Raw genomic sequence first — 12,250 nt, 5'->3', positions numbered from 1 at the left:
GAGATGCCGCGGGATGCGGTGTCAATCCCGTTGCCTATGCAGTGCCCGCGCAAAAAGCGCGCATGTGGCAAGCGCATAGGCGTCGCGCATCTGCTACCGCTTATGGAACATTACGGGCTGACGTGGGACATCGGCACGCGGGCGAAGGGACGCGCGGATTCGAAGGCGCGCATGGCGCGCAGCACCGTCGCCTCCTGCCGGCGCCAGCCGACGATCTGGAGGCCGATCGGCAGCCCGTCTGCGTCGAGGCCGCATGGCACCGTTCCGGCCGGCTGCTGCGTGACGTTGAACGGCGGCGTGAAGCGGCACCAGTCGGTCCAGAGCGGCCCCCAGTCGGCGACCCCGGCAAAGCCCGCGGGCGGCAGGTCGGCGCCGAGCGGGATCGCGCCGGTCGGCATGGTCGGCGTTATCAACAGGTCGTAAGTCTGATGGAATTCGGCCATCGCGACGACGGCCTTCGTGCGCCGGTAGAGCAGGGCATCGATCAGGTCGGCGGCGGATGTCCTGGCGCCGGTCTCCGCGCAGCCGACGAGGCCGGGGTCCATGGCCGCGCGCTCCGCCGTGCCGAACGACTTCAGCGCCAGTGCCGCGCCGGCGTTCCAGATGTCCCAGGCGATGGGCGAGGGGTCCTCCATCGGCGGGTCGACCTCATCGACGATGGCGCCCATGGCCTCGAAGGTCGCGGCGGCCGACGCCACCGCCTGCTCCACCGCCGGATCGATCTTCCCGACGAAGCCGAGGCGCGGCGAATAGGCGACGCGAAGGCGCCTGACGCCGTCGTCGATGCCGATCGTGTAGTCGGGGGTCGGGGTGTTCCAGGCCATGGGATCACGATGGTCGGGTCCGGACAGGATGGTGAGCAACGCCGCGACCTCGCGCACGTCGCGGGCGATGGGGCCGAGATGGGCGAGTTCGCCCATGACCGAGATCGGATAGGCGGGCACCCGGCCATAGGTCGCCTTGATGCCGGCGACGCCGCAGAAGGCCGCGGGAATGCGGATCGAGCCGAGCCCGTCCGTGCCGAGATGGAACCTTCCGATGCCGAGGGCCGCCAGGGCGGCCGCGCCGGACGACGAGCCCCCTGCCGTGCGGTCGCGGTTCCACGGATTGCGGGTATGGCCGGTGAGCGGCGACGTCGACAGGCCGATCCAGCCGAATTCCGGCATGGTGGTGAGGCCGAGGATGACCAGCCCCGCCTCCTTGCAACGCGCGGTTACCGGGGCGTCGTAGCCCATGGGCGATTTCGGGGTGACGGTCGAGCCCTTGAGGCTCGGCCAGCCTTCAACCGCGAGATTGTCCTTCACCGTCACGGTCACGCCGTCGAAAGGCCCGAGCGGCTCGCCCTTCATCCAGCGCGCTTCCGATTCGCGGGCCCAGGCGAGCGTGCGGGCGCGGTCGATCAGCGCGAAGGCGTTGATCGCCGGCTGCGAGGCTTCCGCCCGATCGAGAGCGTCTGTGGCGGCTTCCACCGGCGATAGCGTCTTGCGCCGGAAGGCGTGACCGAGCGCGAAGGCATCGAGCTCGGCGATGGCGGTGGTGGACAGCGACATGGCATTCTCCTGACGGCGCGCAGGCTGCCACGCTCCCGCCGGGAGGTTAAGGGGGCAGGGCGCGTGCCGCTCATGCGGCGCGTCGCCGCCGCCTGCGCCGTGCCGCCTTGATCTCGGCGATCCGCTCGCCGTCCTCGATCTGGAGGTATCGGCCGCGCTCCATGATCTCGAGCGAATATTCCTCGTAGGTCAGGCCGAGCCTGTCGGCCTTGTCCATCCGGAAACGCATGACGTCGGCCGACACGCTCTTCCAGGCGGCCTTGTGCGCCCGCTGCCAGTGCAGGAAGCGATGCGGATCGCCCTTGCCCCAGGGCGGCCCGCCATAGTCGTCGAGCGGCGGTCCGCCATTGTGCCGCGCGGCAGGCGAGGGCGGCCGGGCCTCGCCCTCGGAAGGCCGATGATGCGAGCGGTTCGATGGACGCATGAACATGGCGGGCCGGCGCTAATCGTATGATGGAATAATATTCCATTATACGAGAACAAAGGCAAGCCTTGCGTCAATGCCCCCAGCGCAGCGCCAGCGGTTGAAGCTCGCGGGCGAGTTCCAGCAGCCCCTCGCGGGTCGCCGGATGGATCGGGTCGAGCGGGTGCCGGACATGGTCCGAGCGGATGACCTTGCCTTCCATCATCACGGTCTTGGTGGCGCGCAGGCCGCACTGGCGGTTCTCGTAATTGATCAGCGACAGGATCTTCGCGTATTGCGCCGCCGCTTCGGTCCGCCGCCCGGCGGCATGGTGCTGCACCACCGGCTTGATCAGATCGGGGAGCAGCGCGCTCGACATCGTGCCGGTCGCCCCCGCATCGAGATCAGCCATCAGCGTGATCGATTCCTCGCCGTCCCAGGGACCGATCACCGCATTGCCGCCGGCGGCGATCAGGCCGCGCAGCTTGGCCGCCGTGCCGGGCGTCTCGATCTTGAAGTAGCAGACCTGAGGCACGGCCTCGGCGAGCCGCACCATTGTCGGCACCGATAGCGCGACACCCGACAGTGGCGCGTCCTGCAGCATGATCGGAATGGGGGCCGCCTCGGCGATCCGCTGGAAATGCTCAACCATGCGCGTTTCGTCGGCGCGCAGCGTCGCGCCGTGATAGGGCGGCATCAGCATCAGCATGGCCGCTCCCGCCCTCTGCGCCCGCGCGGCGCGCTCGGCGGCGATCCGCGTCGAGAAATGGCTGACCGTGACGATCACCGGCACGCGTCCCGCGACATGGGCGAGACAGAGCTGCGTCAGCGTCTCGCGCTCCTCGTCGGTGAGCACGAACTGCTCGGAATAGTTCGCCAGCACGCAGATGCCATCGACGCCCTGGTCGATCATGCAGTCGAGCACGCGCTTCATCCCCTCGAGGTCGAGGTCGCCATTGTCGAGGAAGGGGGTCGGCGCGACGGGGAAGACGCCGGTATAAACGGGCAATGCCATGGATGTTCCTCCGGGATGTTCTTGTTCGTCCCGGAGCTTTCTATAGCGCGACCGCAGAATGCGACCAGCGGCCGGGGCTCAACGCTGCCCGGATGCCCCGTCACGCCAGCCCCGGGCGAGATCCTCGCGGAAGGCCGGATCGGCAATGGCGATCATCCGCTCCGCGCGCTGCTTGAGCGTGACGCTGCGCAGGTCCGCCACGCCATGTTCGGTGACGACGAGATCGACGTCGCTGTGTGGCAGGGTGACGGTGGCGACGCGCGGCACGATGCGGCTGACCGTGCCGCCGGCGGCCGTCGAGGGCAGGGCGATGATGGCGCGCCCGCCGGGTGCGGCGCGTCCGCCGCGGGCGAAATCGACAAGGCCGCCAACGCCGCCGACGCAGACGCCGCCGGCCATCTCGGAATTCACTTGTCCGGTGAGATCGACCTCAATGGCCGAGTTGATCGCATGGAAGCGATCGATCCGCCTGAGCACGCCGTGGTCGTGCGTGTGCGAAGCCGGCCGCACCTCGACGGCGGCATTGCCATCGGCGAAATCGTAGAGCCGGCGCGTGCCGATCAGCGTGTTCGCGACCGTGACGCCCGGATCGAAAGGCTTGAAGCGGTTGGTGACGACGCCCTTCTCGATCAGATCGAGGACGCGGTCGGTCGCGACGCCCGAATGGATGCCGAGGTCGTGGTGGTTGCCGAGCGCCGCCAAGGTCGCATCGGGGATCGCGCCGATACCGATCTGAAGCGTGGCGCGGTCCGGGATCAGTGCCGCGAGATGCGCACCGATCCGCTGAGCCACTTCGTCCAGCCGGCTCGCCTGCGCCTCCACGGGCGGCTTTGCGGCGGCAACGAAGGCGCTGATCGCGATATCCCCCGGCAGGGCCGCGCCGCCGGTGTCCGGCACATCCGGATTGATCTCGGCGATGACCGTTCGGGCATGGCGCGCCGCCTGCGCGACATAGTCGTTGGCGAGGCCGAGGCTGAGGCCGTTGCGACCGTCGCGGAGCTGGATCAGCACCACGTCGGCGGTCAGAGCCTTGCCGGCATAGGCTTCCGCCAGCGCGCTGTAGTGCATTGGCAGCACGTCGAGCCGGCCGGCCCGCGACAGCGCGGCATTGGTGCCGGTCGCGCCATAGGCGCCAAGACTCAGGTTTTCCGGGGCATCTGGCCGAAATGTCCGGGAAAAGCCGGTGCCGAGAAAAACCTCGACCGGTCCGATGGCCGGTGCGGCGGCAACAAGCGCTTCCGTCAGCGTCAGCGGCTCGGCCGTGCACTGGCCGACGACGATCCTGTCGCCCGGCCGGATATGGGCCGCGATGTCGAAGGCCCCATGGGGGATCGGGTCGGGCATGTCAGTACGACTTGGGCAGGCCGAGGACGCGCTCGGCGATGAAGGAAAGCACGAGCTGCGGGCTGATCGGCGCGATGCGCGGGATCATCACTTCGCGCAGGTAGCGTTCGACATGGAACTCCTTGGCGTAGCCGAAGCCGCCATGGGTCATCACCGCCTGCTGGCAGGCATCGAACCCGGCCTCGCCGGCGAGGTATTTCGCGGCGTTGGCCGAGGCGCCGCAGGGCATGTCGTTATCGTATTCCCATGCCGCCTTCATGATCATCAGGCGCGCGGCCTCCAGCTCCATCCAGTTCTTCGCCAGCGGATGCTGGATCGCCTGGTTCTGGCCGATCGGCCGGTTGAAGACGATGCGTTCCTTCGCATAGGCCGCCGCCCGCGCCAGAGCCAGCTTGCCGAGCCCCACCGCCTCGGCCGCGATCAGGATGCGCTCCGGATTCATGCCGTGCAGAATGTATTCGAAGCCGCGACCTTCCTCGCCGATCCGGTCCTCCACCGGCACTTCCAGTCCCTCGATGAACAGTTCGTTCGAATCGACGGCCTTGCGGCCCATCTTCTCGATCTCGTGGACCTTGATCCTCGCTCGGTCGAACGGCGTGCAGAACAGCGACAGGCCGAAGGTCGGCTTGGTGACATCCTCAAGGGGCGTCGTGCGGGCCAGCAGCAGCATGCGGTCGGCGACCTGCGCGGTCGAGATCCAGACCTTCTGCCCGTCCACCACGTAGCGGTCGCCCTTCCGCACCGCGCGGGTCTTGAGCTGGGTCGTGTTGAGGCCGGTATTCGGCTCGGTGACGGCGAAGCAGGTCTTCTCCTTGCCGGCAACCATGGGCGGCAGGATCCGGCGCTTCTGTTCCTCGGTGCCGAACACCGCCACCGGGTTGAGCCCGAAAACGTTGATGTGGACGGCCGAGGCGCCCGACATGCCGGCGCCGGATTCCGCGATCGCCTGCATCATCACGGCCGCCTCGCTGATGCCGAGACCCGAGCCGCCATATTCCTCGGGGATGCAGATGCCGAGCCAGCCGTCGGCCGCCAGCGCCTGCACGAAATCCTCGGGAAAGCCGCCCTGCTTGTCGAGCTTCAGCCAGTAGTCGTCACCGAAGCGCGAGCAGATGCCGGCGACTGCCTCGCGAATGGCCTCCTGCTCGCGGGTGAGGGCGAAATCCATCGGTGCGTCTCCATCCATGCCGCGAGGGCCACGCGGCAGGATGATGCCGGTGCGAGGCGCGCCGCGTGGGCAGGATCGCACGGGGCGTCCGGCGGTCGCAATTTCGGCGGGCCTCCGTCAAGCGGCGGAGAGGCCGGACGGCGAGGCGGGCAGCTCAGCTGTTGCGACGCTCCAGAAAGCCCTTCATCCGGTCGAGCGCCTTCAGGATGTTCTCCGAGGAATTGGCGTAGGAGAGGCGGATATAGCCCTCGCCATAGACGCCGAAATCGGGACCGCCGATGGTGGCGACGCCGGCATCCTCAAGAAGCGCCGAGGCCAGCGGCTTCGCCTTCCAGCCGGTCTCCTTGATGTTCGGGAAGGCGTAGAAGGCGCCCTTCGGCACGATGCACGAGACACCGGGCAGCTTGTTGAGGCCTTCGACCACCAGCTTCCGCCGGGCATCGAATTCGGCGACCATCTTCCCGACCGCATCCTGCGGGCCGGTCAGGGCCTCAAGCGCCGCGAATTGCGAGGGCGCGTTGACGCAGGAGAACGAGTTCACCGCCAGTTTGCGGGCATATTCGTAGAGCTTGCCCGGCCAGATCGAATAGCCGAGCCGCCAGCCCGTCATGGCATAGGTCTTGGACCAGCCGTTGAGCAGGATCGTCCGGTCGCGGATCGACGGGTAGGAGAGCAGGCAGACGTGCTCCTCGCCGTCATAGACCATCTGGTCGTAGATCTCGTCGGACATGATCGCGACGTCGGGGAAGCGCTCCATCCCCTTCACCAGCTTGTCGATCTCGGCCTTGGGCGTGACGCCGCCGGTCGGGTTGGCGGGCGAGTTGACGATGACGAGGCGGGTCTTCGGCGTGATCAGCGACAGGAGTTCGTCGGCGGAGAAGGCGAAGCCGTTCTCCTCGCGGATCGGCACCGGGATCGGCGTCGCGCCGGTGTACTCGATCATCGACCGGTAGATGGGAAAGCCGGGGTCCGGATAGAGGATCTCTGCGCCCGGTTCGCCGAACATCAGGATCGCCATGAACATGGTGACCTTGCCGCCGGGCACGATCATCACCTCTTCGGGTGAGACGCCGACCTTGAACCGTCGGTCGAGATCGGCGGCCACAGCCTCGCGCAGGGCCAAGATGCCGTTGGCTGGCGTGTAGCCGTGGTGGCCGTCGCGGATCGCCTTGATCGCGGCTTCGGTGATGTTGCCCGGCGTCGCGAAGTCCGGCTGGCCGATGCCGAGATTGATGACGTCCTTGCCTGCGCGCATGAGCGCCGTGGCGCGCGCGAGGACGGCGAAGGCGTTTTCCTCGCCGATGCGGTCGAAATTGGCGACGGTCTGGAAGGTCATGGGCGTTTCCGGAAGGCTGGCGCGGCCGCCTCAGAGGGCAGCCTTCACGTCGGTATGCCGGAAGTCGTCGCCCTTGAACAGCAAGGGCACATCGAGATGCATGGCTGTGGCGTAGGCTATGCAATCGCCGAAGTTGAGCGCGGCCGGATGGCCCGTGCCGCGGCCGTAGCGGGCGAAGGCATCGGCGGCGAGACGGGCGACAGGCTCGTCGAGCGGGATGAAGGTGATGGCAAATCCGGCCACAAGCTGGTCGAGCTTGGACTTTCCATTCTTCCGTTTGGCGAGAACCATCGCTGCTTCCAAATAGCATGAAGCCGGAAGCAATGGATTTGAAGCCCCGACAATTCGTGCGAGAAAAACCCCGGCCTCGCGTTCATCAGCCACGATGGCAACGAGAGCGGACGTCTCGACGAGCAGGCTCACTTCGGAAGCCCATGCTCATCATACATGTCGGCCTCGAACTCCCGCATGGCGCGTCGCTCCTCCTCCGTCGTCTTGCCGGAAACCTCGGCAAGGAATGCTGCGGCAAAGGCTTTGCGCCGCTCCACCTCTTCAGGCGGAACTTCCGGCGGGGGTGTCTGCTCCAGTGCCTCCACTGCTTTCGCGATCACCGCGGACGGGCCGAGCCCACGCTGGCGACCGATCCGCTTGATCTTCTCCTCCAGCGGTTTGTTGCGCAGGGTGATGGCCATATCGTACTCCCAAGGAAGCATATGCTTCCGGAGCATATCACATAGGACGTCGGCGCGCTAACTCGACCTGACGGCGCTGCATGTCTCTCCGCCTGTTTTGTCGTTGCATTCGCCGCGCACGCGCGCTCAAACTGTCGGAAACGACAATGCTGCAGCCACTTCAATCGATTTGAAAGCTTCGCAGCGCAGCATGGGAGAGATGCCACATGGCCCGCCGGAAGATGAAGCCCCAGAACCTCAGGTCGAAGCAGTGGTTCGACAATCCCGAGAACCCGGGCATGACCGCGATCTATCTGGAGCGCACGGTCAACTGGGGCCTGACGGTGGAGGAGCTGACCTCCGGCAAGCCGATCATCGGCATCGCGCAGACGGGCTCGGACATCTCGCCCTGCAACCGCCACCACATCGAACTCGCCCAGCGCGTCCGCGACGGCATCCGTGACGCGGGCGGTATTCCCCTCGAATTCCCGGTCCACCAGATCCAGGAGACGCTGAAGCGTCCGACCGCCGCCCTCGATCGCAACCTGCAATATCTGTCGCTGGTCGAGATCCTCTACGGCTATCCGATGGACGGCGTCGTGCTGCTCACCGGCTGCGACAAGACCATGCCGGCCATGGTGATGGGCGCCGCCACCGTCAACATCCCCTCGATCGTGCTCTCCGGCGGTCCCATGCTGAATGGCTGGTGGAACGGCAAGCGCGCCGGCTCCGGCACGCTGGTCTGGGAAGCGCGCAAGCAGCAGGCAGACGGCACGATCACCTATGACGAGTTCATCGACGTGGTGACGAAATCGGCCCCCTCCATCGGCCATTGCAACACGATGGGCACGGCCTCCACCATGAATGCGCTGGCCGAGGCCCTCGGCATGTCGCTGCCGTCCTGCGCCGCCATTCCGGCTCCCTACCGCGAGCGCGGCCAGATGGCCTATGCGACGGGCCGGCGCATCGTCGACATGGTGTGGGAAGACCTGAAGCCCTCGGACATTCTCACCCGCAAGGCCTTCGAGAACTGCATCGTGGCGAACTCCGCCATCGGCGGCTCGACCAACGCGCCGATCCACATCAACGCCATCGCCAAGCATATCGGCGTCAAGCTCGACATCCAGGACTGGGAGACGGTGGGCCACGAGGTGCCGCTGCTGGTCAACATGCAGCCGGCCGGCGCCTATCTCGGCGAGGAATATTTCCGCGCCGGCGGTCTGCCGGCGGTCATGAACGAGCTCCTGAAAGCCGGCCGCATCCATGGCGACGCGATCACCGCCAACGGCAAGACGATGGGCGAGAACGTCAAGGGCGCGGAGGTCACCGATCCCGACGTGATCCGGCCCTACAAGAAACCGCTGGTGAAGGATGCCGGCTTCATCGTGCTGAAGGGCAATCTGTTCGATAGCGCAATCATGAAGACCAGCGTCATCTCGGATGATTTCCGCAAGCGCTACCTGTCCAATCCGAAGGACAAGGACGCCTTCGAGGGCCGCGCCATCGTCTTCGAGGGGCCGGAGGACTATCACCACCGGATCGACGACCCGAAGCTGAAGATCGACGAGACCTGCGTGCTGTTCGTGCGCGGTGTCGGCCCGCTCGGCTATCCGGGTTCGGCCGAGGTCGTGAACATGCAGCCGCCGGCGGCCCTTCTGAAAAAGGGCATCCGCGACCTTCCCTGCATCGGCGACGGCCGCCAGTCGGGCACCTCGGGTTCGCCCTCGATCCTCAACGCCTCGCCGGAAGCGGGGGCGAACGGCGGCCTCGCGGTGCTGAAGACGGGTGACCGGGTGCGGATCGACCTGAAAAAGCGCTCGGCCAACATCCTCATCTCCGAGGAGGAGTTCGCCGCGCGCATGGCGGAACTGAAGGCCAATGGCGGCTTCAAGGTGCCGAAGAGCCAGACGCCGTGGCAGGAAATCCAGCGCTCCATGGTGAGCCAGCTCGCCGACGGCATGGTGCTGAAGCCGGCGGTCAAGTACCAGAAGATCGCGCAGAAGCGGGGCATCCCGCGCGACAACCACTGACTGGTAGTGTCCGTCGCCCCTGCCGGGATGACGGACGCGCGCTCTGCCCTTATGAGGGCCGGCATGACCACGTCTGCCGGCCTTTTGCCTTCCGCCTTCGGACTCTTCGGCGAGCCCCCCGCCGAGCTTGCCGCTTGGCCGCCGACCGCCTTGCAGTTCTCGCCGCTCGTGCCTGGCTCGGTTGTGCTTGAGGACCAGCCGGCCGGCTCGCTCGCCGGCATGGTCATGCTTGGGCCCCCCGGCACGATCGAGCGGCGCTATGCCGTGGCGCTGGCGCTCAGGGCGCTCGAAACCGGCGCGGAGCTCACGGTTCTGGCGCCCAAGGACAAGGGCGGCTCGCGCCTGCGCAAGGAGCTTGAGGTCTTTGGCTGCACGGTTTCCGAGGATGCGCGCCGGCATCACCGCATTTGCACGACCGCACGTCCGATCGATGCTATCGGGTTCGATGAGGCCATCGTGGCTGGAGCGCCGCGCATCGTCGAGACGCTGGGGCTCTGGTCGCAGCCGGGCGTTTTCGCCTGGGACCGGATCGATCCGGGCAGCGCGCTTCTGCTTGAGCATCTTCCGCCGCTGGCCGGGCGCGGCGCCGATCTCGGCTGCGGCATCGGCGTCTTGTCGCGTGCCGTCCTTGCCGCATCGGCCGTGACCGAGCTGACGCTGGTCGATCTCGACCGCCGGGCGATCGACTGCGCGCGACGCAATGTCGCTGATCCTCGCGCGCGGTTCGTCTGGGCGGACCTCAGGCGCGAGGTGGCCAGCCTCGCCGGGCTCGACTTCGTCGTCACCAACCCGCCGTTCCATGATGGCGGCGCGGAGGACCGTGCGCTGGGCCAGGCCTTCGTGCGCCGGGCCGCCGGCCTGCTGAGGCGGGGTGGCCGCCTGCTGCTCGTCGCCAACCGCCATCTGCCCTATGAGGCGGTCCTCAAGGCGTCGTTCCGCTCGGTGTCGCTGAGGGTGGAAGCCGGAGGCTACAAGGTCTACGAGGCCGAGGCATGATCAGGACCCGCCCATGAGCAAGCCGCCCGCCCAACTGCGGCTCGACCGCCTGCTCGCCAATCTGGGTTACGGCTCGCGCCGCGAGGTGCAGGCGCTGGTCGGCGCTGGCCGCGTGCTGCTCGACGGCGCGCCCGTGGCGGAGGCGGACGGGCGCATCGCGCTGACGCCGGATCTCCCTGAGCGCATGACCGTGCGCGGGCGGCCGCTCGATCCGCTGCCGGGCCTCATCCTGATGCTCCATAAGCCGCTCGGCATGACCTGCTCCCACAAGGAGGCCGGGCCGCTGGTCTATTCGGTGCTGCCGGAGCGCTGGCGGCGGCGCGACCCGGCGATCTCGACGGTCGGGCGGCTGGACAAGGAGACCTCCGGGCTTCTCCTGATGACCGATGACGGCGGGCTGCTGCATCGCATCATCTCGCCGAAGAGCAATGTGCCGAAACGCTATGTCGCGGCGCTCGACCGGCCGCTGAAAGGCGACGAGGCGGCGCTGTTCGCTTCCGGGACCATGCTGCTGGACGGCGAGGAAAAGCCACTGCTTGCCGCCGAGCTGGAGGTTCTGGAGCCGAAGCTGGCGCGCCTGACGATCCATGAGGGCCGCTACCATCAGGTCAGGCGCATGTTTGCCGCCGTCGGCAATCATGTGGTGGCGCTGCATCGGGACCGGATGGGCGGGCTCGGCTTGCCCGCCGATCTCGAACCGGGTCAGTACCGGTTGCTCGCCCCGGCGGACATAGCGTCGATCTTCGACGGAGGCTGAGCCTCGTCATTCGTTGCTGCGATACCGGCCATCACGAGGATTGTCTTGGCCGTGGCCGCGCGAAGCGCGACACTCGCGGTCCCGATCGACGAGGGGGCCGACCATGACCATGCCGGATGCCACCCGCCAGGACGCGTCGCAGATCGCGGCCGCGCGCGCTACCTTCCGCCGCCTGCACGAGAGCGGCTGCTTCGTCATTCCCAACCCGTGGGACACCGGCACGGCGCTGATGCTGAAACATCTCGGCTTCAAGGCGCTGGCGACGACCTCCTCCGGCTTCTCGTTCTCGCGTGGCCTGCCTGACACCGACTGGGCGGTTCCCCGCGACATGGCGCTCGGTCATATCGCCGAGATCGTCGGGGCGACCGACCTGCCGGTGAATGCGGATTTCGAATCCGGCTACGCTCACGAACCGGAGGCCGTCGCCGAGAACTGCCGCCTTTGCGCGGCGACGGGCGTTGCCGGCCTCTCGATCGAGGACAATAGCGGCAAGCCCGGCGAACCGCTCTATGCCTTCGATCTCGCGGTCGAGCGGATCAAGGCGGCGGTGTCGGCGCTGAAGGGCACGGGCGTTCTGCTGACCGCGCGCTCGGAGGCCCATCTGTTCGGCGTTCCCGATGCGCAGAAGGTGGCGGTGAAGCGGCTGGTCGCCTTCGCCGAGGCGGGCGCTGACGTCCTCTACGCGCCGGGGCTGCGGACGCCGGAGCAGATTCGCGAGGTGGTCGCGGCCGTTGCGCCGAAACCGGTCAACCTTCTGCTGTCCGGACCGATTGGCATCAGTGTCGCCGATGCGGCGGCATTCGGCGTGCGCCGCGTCTCCGTCGGCTCCGCGCTGGCGCGGGCGGCCTGGGGCGGCTTCCTCAAGTCGGCGCGCGAACTTGCGGGGCAGGGCACCTTCAACAGCCTTGCGGAGGCCGAGCCCTTCGCCGCGCTCAACACCTTCTTCCGCACCCATGGGCCGAAAGCCTGACCATCCACCG

Annotated in this window: 12 protein-coding genes; 4 read left to right on the top strand and 8 right to left on the bottom strand. The window is 67.4% G+C overall.

Annotated features, from left to right (window positions below; translation table 11 throughout):
- Positions 1-110: 110 nt before the first annotated feature.
- The 8 genes from JNK84_RS06350 to JNK84_RS06315 form a co-directional block, all read right to left on the bottom strand.
- A complete protein-coding gene (locus tag JNK84_RS06350; protein ID WP_293421693.1) occupies positions 111-1,550 on the bottom strand; it encodes an amidase in 1,440 nt (479 codons plus the stop codon).
- Between the two features lie 70 nt (positions 1,551-1,620).
- Positions 1,621-1,974 carry a hypothetical protein gene (locus tag JNK84_RS06345; protein ID WP_293421691.1) on the bottom strand — a complete coding sequence of 118 codons (354 nt, stop codon included), beginning with the start codon at positions 1,972-1,974 and terminating at the stop codon, positions 1,621-1,623.
- Between the two features lie 73 nt (positions 1,975-2,047).
- The gene (locus tag JNK84_RS06340; protein ID WP_293421689.1) at positions 2,048-2,968 is read right to left on the bottom strand and encodes a dihydrodipicolinate synthase family protein; all 921 of its coding nucleotides are present in this window, start codon (positions 2,966-2,968) and stop codon (positions 2,048-2,050) included.
- Between the two features lie 78 nt (positions 2,969-3,046).
- Positions 3,047-4,312 (bottom strand): acetyl-CoA hydrolase/transferase family protein, encoded by a 1,266-nt coding sequence (locus JNK84_RS06335; RefSeq protein WP_293421687.1) that lies wholly within the window; start codon positions 4,310-4,312, stop codon positions 3,047-3,049.
- A gap of 1 nt (position 4,313) precedes the next feature.
- Positions 4,314-5,480, bottom strand: coding sequence for an acyl-CoA dehydrogenase family protein (locus JNK84_RS06330; RefSeq protein ID WP_293421685.1), 1,167 nt, complete (start codon positions 5,478-5,480; stop codon positions 4,314-4,316).
- Between the two features lie 154 nt (positions 5,481-5,634).
- On the bottom strand, positions 5,635-6,816 hold the full coding sequence (locus JNK84_RS06325; protein WP_293421683.1) for a pyridoxal phosphate-dependent aminotransferase: 1,182 nt from the start codon (positions 6,814-6,816) through the stop codon (positions 5,635-5,637).
- Between the two features lie 30 nt (positions 6,817-6,846).
- Entirely contained in the window at positions 6,847-7,239 is a 393-nt protein-coding gene (locus JNK84_RS06320; RefSeq protein WP_293421681.1) for a type II toxin-antitoxin system VapC family toxin, read from the bottom strand.
- Positions 7,236-7,508 carry a hypothetical protein gene (locus tag JNK84_RS06315; RefSeq protein WP_293421679.1) on the bottom strand — a complete coding sequence of 91 codons (273 nt, stop codon included), beginning with the start codon at positions 7,506-7,508 and terminating at the stop codon, positions 7,236-7,238. The genes JNK84_RS06320 and JNK84_RS06315 overlap by 4 nt, the downstream gene beginning before the upstream one ends.
- Positions 7,509-7,714: 206 nt before the next feature.
- Between JNK84_RS06315 and JNK84_RS06310 the strand changes: the two genes are divergently transcribed.
- The 4 genes from JNK84_RS06310 (at position 7,715) to JNK84_RS06295 (ending at position 12,240) form a co-directional block, all read left to right on the top strand.
- Positions 7,715-9,517, top strand: coding sequence for an IlvD/Edd family dehydratase (locus tag JNK84_RS06310; protein WP_293421677.1), 1,803 nt, complete (start codon positions 7,715-7,717; stop codon positions 9,515-9,517).
- A gap of 63 nt (positions 9,518-9,580) precedes the next feature.
- Positions 9,581-10,513, top strand: a complete 933-nt coding sequence (locus tag JNK84_RS06305; protein WP_293421675.1) for a class I SAM-dependent methyltransferase — start codon at positions 9,581-9,583, stop codon at positions 10,511-10,513.
- A gap of 13 nt (positions 10,514-10,526) precedes the next feature.
- Positions 10,527-11,270: a pseudouridine synthase gene (locus tag JNK84_RS06300; protein WP_293421673.1), complete on the top strand. Its 744-nt coding sequence runs from the start codon at positions 10,527-10,529 to the stop codon at positions 11,268-11,270.
- Positions 11,271-11,373: 103 nt separating this feature from the next.
- Positions 11,374-12,240, top strand: coding sequence for an isocitrate lyase/PEP mutase family protein (locus tag JNK84_RS06295; protein ID WP_293421671.1), 867 nt, complete (start codon positions 11,374-11,376; stop codon positions 12,238-12,240).
- Positions 12,241-12,250 lie beyond the last annotated feature (10 nt).

Origin of the sequence: Phreatobacter sp., assembly GCF_016793595.1 — a bacterium.
GTDB lineage: Bacteria > Pseudomonadota > Alphaproteobacteria > Rhizobiales > Phreatobacteraceae > Phreatobacter.
The sequence above is the reverse complement of the archived record's forward strand: the minus strand, read 5'-3'. Positions and strand labels throughout refer to the sequence as shown.

Bases quoted from the DNA above. Each gene is read 5' to 3' on its own strand.
- JNK84_RS06345 (WP_293421691.1), bottom strand. From the start codon at position 1,974: ATGCGTCCATCGAACCGCTCGCATCATCGGCCTTCCGAGGGCGAGGCC.
- JNK84_RS06330 (WP_293421685.1), bottom strand. From the start codon at position 5,480: ATGGATTTCGCCCTCACCCGCGAGCAGGAGGCCATTCGCGAGGCAGTC.
- JNK84_RS06340 (WP_293421689.1), bottom strand. From the start codon at position 2,968: ATGGCATTGCCCGTTTATACCGGCGTCTTCCCCGTCGCGCCGACCCCC.
- JNK84_RS06300 (WP_293421673.1), top strand. From the start codon at position 10,527: ATGAGCAAGCCGCCCGCCCAACTGCGGCTCGACCGCCTGCTCGCCAAT.
- JNK84_RS06335 (WP_293421687.1), bottom strand. From the start codon at position 4,312: ATGCCCGACCCGATCCCCCATGGGGCCTTCGACATCGCGGCCCATATC.
- JNK84_RS06310 (WP_293421677.1), top strand. From the start codon at position 7,715: ATGGCCCGCCGGAAGATGAAGCCCCAGAACCTCAGGTCGAAGCAGTGG.
- JNK84_RS06295 (WP_293421671.1), top strand. From the start codon at position 11,374: ATGACCATGCCGGATGCCACCCGCCAGGACGCGTCGCAGATCGCGGCC.
- JNK84_RS06350 (WP_293421693.1), bottom strand. From the start codon at position 1,550: ATGTCGCTGTCCACCACCGCCATCGCCGAGCTCGATGCCTTCGCGCTC.
- JNK84_RS06305 (WP_293421675.1), top strand. From the start codon at position 9,581: ATGACCACGTCTGCCGGCCTTTTGCCTTCCGCCTTCGGACTCTTCGGC.
- JNK84_RS06325 (WP_293421683.1), bottom strand. From the start codon at position 6,816: ATGACCTTCCAGACCGTCGCCAATTTCGACCGCATCGGCGAGGAAAAC.
- JNK84_RS06315 (WP_293421679.1), bottom strand. From the start codon at position 7,508: ATGGCCATCACCCTGCGCAACAAACCGCTGGAGGAGAAGATCAAGCGG.